The sequence below is a fragment of the Nocardia sp. NPDC002869 genome, from assembly GCF_046764065.1.
In the GTDB taxonomy this organism is placed as follows: domain Bacteria; phylum Actinomycetota; class Actinomycetes; order Mycobacteriales; family Mycobacteriaceae; genus Nocardia; species Nocardia rhamnosiphila.
Genome location: NZ_JBKOOL010000284.1, coordinates 1 through 3,550 on the forward strand (window position 1 = coordinate 1; position 3,550 = coordinate 3,550).

Genomic DNA, 3,550 nt, shown 5'->3' on the forward strand with positions numbered 1-3,550 from the left:
GGAACGTATCGATGCCGGTCGGGGACCGGATTCGGGACCCGGTATGCGGGACCGGCTGTTCGAGGCGGCCCGCCAGGTCTTCGTCGTCGGCGGCCCGCGCCCGCGCCAGCAGATTCTCCATCTGCCGCGCCGCGTCCGGCACGGTATCGAGCACGAAGCTGAGCGTGGGAGTGAACTTCACCCCGGTACCCGCGCCCACCTTCGACCGCAGCACCCCCTTGGCCTTCTCCAGGCCGGCGGACGCGGCGTCGTAGTCGGGTTCGGCGTCGACGGTTTCACCCATCACCGTGTAGAAGATCGTCGCATCGTGCAGATCGCCGGTCACCCGCGCATCGGTGACGGTGACGAAACGCAGCCGCGGATCCTTGATTTCGTATTCGATTGCCGTGGCCACGATCGCGGAGATCCGCTTGGCGAGCCGGCGTGCCCTGGCTTGATCCACCATGGCCGCTCCTTTCCCTGTTCAGCGACGGTGGGACGGTCCGCGCGATACGTGCCGCACGGACCGCGGCCACCGCTGATATCACTCGCGGCCGGTCAGTCCTCGGGTCCGAAGACGCGCCGGCGTACTGCCAGCAACTGTAACTCCGGACGTGCCGCGACATGCCGTTCGCATCGATCCAGCACGGCCGTCAGATGGTCCATTCCGACCGACACCATCGCCACCCCGAGCAGGGTGCGGCGGTATCGGTCGTGTTCCCCCGCTTCGGCAGTGCTCACCCCGAAGCGCTGGAGTTCGGCCAGTATCGGCCGGATCACCGAACGCTTCTCCTTCAACGAGTGCACATCACCCAGCAGGATGTCGAATTCGAGTGCACCCAGGTACACGCAACCTCCCGGTTATCACGACGTTCCGGCCCGGCGGCACCGCCCATCGGGGCGGTGCACCGCTGTGCCGATATCGATGGCCGGACCGGGCGGTGGAAGCCGCCCGGTCCGTATCAGCTCAGTCGCGCGGCTTCTCGCGCAACTCGTAGGCCTCGATGATGTCGCCTTCCTTGATATCGGAGTAGGTCAGCGTCATACCGCATTCGAAGCCCTCACGAACCTCGGTGGCATCGTCCTTCTCCCGGCGCAGCGAGCTGATCGTCGTGGATTCGGCGATCACCACGTTGTCGCGCAGCAGACGAGCCTTGGCATTGCGTTTGACGCTGCCCGAGGTGACCATGCAGCCGGCGATGAGACCGATCTTCGAGGAGCGGAAGATGGCGCGGATCTCGGCCCGGCCCAGCTCCACCTCTTCGTAGATGGGCTTGAGCATGCCCTTGAGCGCGCTCTCGATCTCGTCGATGGCCTGGTAGATCACCGAGTAGTACCGGATATCCACGCCTTCGCGGTTGGCGAGTTCGGTCGCCTTGCCCTCGGCCCGGACATTGAACCCGATGATGATCGCGTTCGACGCCGACGCCAGGTTCACGTTGGTCTCGGTGACACCACCGACACCGCGGTCGATGACCCGCAGCCGGACCTCGTCGTCGATCTGAATCCCGAGCAGGGCCTCTTCGAGCGCCTCGACGGTACCGGAGTTGTCACCCTTGAGGATGAGGTTCAACTCGCTGGTTTCCTTCAGCGCGGCATCCAGGTCTTCCAGGCTGATGCGCTTGCGGCTACGCGCGGCCAGCGCGTTGCGCTTACGCGCGTTGCGCCGGTCGGCGATCTGGCGGGCGATACGGTCCTCGTCCACCACCAGCAGGTTGTCACCGGCGCCGGGCACCGAGGTGAAACCGACCACCTGCACCGGCCGCGACGGCAGGGCCGCCTCGACATCGACGCCGTGCTCATCGACCATCCGGCGGACGCGGCCGTAGGCGTCGCCGGCGACGATGGAATCGCCGACCCGCAGCGTGCCGCGCTGGATGAGCACCGTGGCGACCGGGCCGCGACCGCGGTCCAGATGCGCCTCGATGGCCACACCCTGGGCGTCCTGTTCCGGGTTCGCCCGCAGGTCGAGCGCGGCGTCCGCGGTGAGCAGCACGGCCTCCAGCAGGGCGTCGATATTGGTGCCCTGTTTGGCGGAGATGTCGACGAACATGGTGTCGCCGCCGTACTCCTCGGCCACCAGGTTGTATTCGGTCAGCTGCTGCCGGATCTTCTCCGGGTTCGCGCCTTCCTTGTCGATCTTGTTGACCGCCACCACGATCGGCACGTCGGCCGCCTGCGCGTGGTTGATCGCCTCCACCGTCTGCGGCATGACGCCGTCGTCGGCGGCGACCACCAGGATCGCGATATCGGTGGCCTTCGCACCGCGGGCACGCATGGCGGTGAACGCCTCGTGGCCCGGGGTGTCGATGAAGGTGATGAGCCGGTCGTCGTCGCCCAGATGGGTGAGCACCTGGTAGGCGCCGATGTGCTGGGTGATACCGCCGGCCTCGCCCTCGCGGACATTCGCCTTACGGATGGTGTCCAGCAGTCGGGTCTTACCGTGATCGACGTGGCCCATGACGGTGACCACGGGCGGACGCTGCTCGAGGTCTTCCTCGCCGCCCTCGTCCTCACCGTAGGTCAGGTCGAACGATTCCAGCAGCTCGCGGTCCTCGTCCTCGGGGCTGACCACGTGCACGACGTAGTTCATCTCGCCGCCGAGCAGCTCCAGGGTCTCGTCGTTGACCGACTGGGTCGCGGTGACCATCTCGCCCAGGTTGAACAGTGCCTGGACCAAGGCGGCCGGGTTCGCGTCGATCTTCTCCGCGAAATCGGACAGCGACGCACCGCGAGCGAGGCGGATCACCTCACCGTTGCCACGGGGCAACCGCACGCCGCCGACCGACGGGGCCTGCATCGAATCGTATTCCTGGCGCTTCTGCCGCTTCGACTTGCGACCACGCCGGGGCGCACCACCGGGACGGCCGAACGCGCCGGCCGCACCACCACGACCACCGGGACCGCCCGGACGGCCACCGCCGCCACCGGGACGACCGCGGAAACCGCCACCACCGGCGGGAGCACCGGTACCGGCGGGGGCGCCACCGCCACCACCGCGGTAACCACCGCCGCCGCCACCACCGGGACGACCAGCGCCGCCACCGGGACCGCCACCGGGACGACCCGGACGGCCACCGGCAGCCGGACCCGGACGGGCCGAACGCTGCGGCATCGCGCCGGGGGTCGGACGCGGGGGCATGGAGTTGGGGCTCGGACGGGGACCGCCGGGACGGGGACCGCCCTGCGCGGCTGCCGGACGGGGACCGCCGGGGCCGGGACGCGGGGCATTCTGGCCGGGACGGGGGCCGCCCTGCGGACGCGGACCGCCCTGCGCCGGGCCGGGACGGGGGCCGCCCTGGCCCGGAGCCGGGCGGGGGCCCGGCTGCGGACGCGGGGACGGACGCTCACGCTCGGGCGCCGACGAGAACGGGTTGTTGCCGACGCGCGGGGTCTTGGGGCCGGGTTTGGGGCCCGGACGGGCCGGGCTTTGGCCGGCGGCGGCCGGACGCGGCTGACCGGGGCGCGCGGCATCGCCCGCCGGACGTGCGCCGGGGGTGGCCGGTTTGGCCGCGGGGGCCTGGGCCTGGGCCTCGGGACGCTCGGGCTCCCGGGCGGGAGCCGGACCCGG

Annotated in this window: 3 protein-coding genes; all 3 read right to left on the reverse strand. The window is 69.9% G+C overall.

The window, feature by feature from the left end; genetic code table 11:
• Nucleotides 1-445 (reverse strand): 30S ribosome-binding factor RbfA (rbfA, locus tag ACLML9_RS28130; RefSeq protein ID WP_411948332.1); only part of this gene is annotated, 445 nt, incomplete at its 3' end.
• 92 nt (nt 446-537) lie between these two features.
• Nucleotides 538-828: a DUF503 domain-containing protein gene (locus ACLML9_RS28135; protein ID WP_411948333.1), complete on the reverse strand. Its 291-nt coding sequence runs from the start codon at nt 826-828 to the stop codon at nt 538-540.
• Nucleotides 829-946: 118 nt separating this feature from the next.
• Nucleotides 947-3,550, reverse strand: a 2,604-nt coding sequence (infB, locus tag ACLML9_RS28140) for a translation initiation factor IF-2 (RefSeq protein ID WP_411948334.1), incomplete at its 5' end; no start/stop codon positions are given.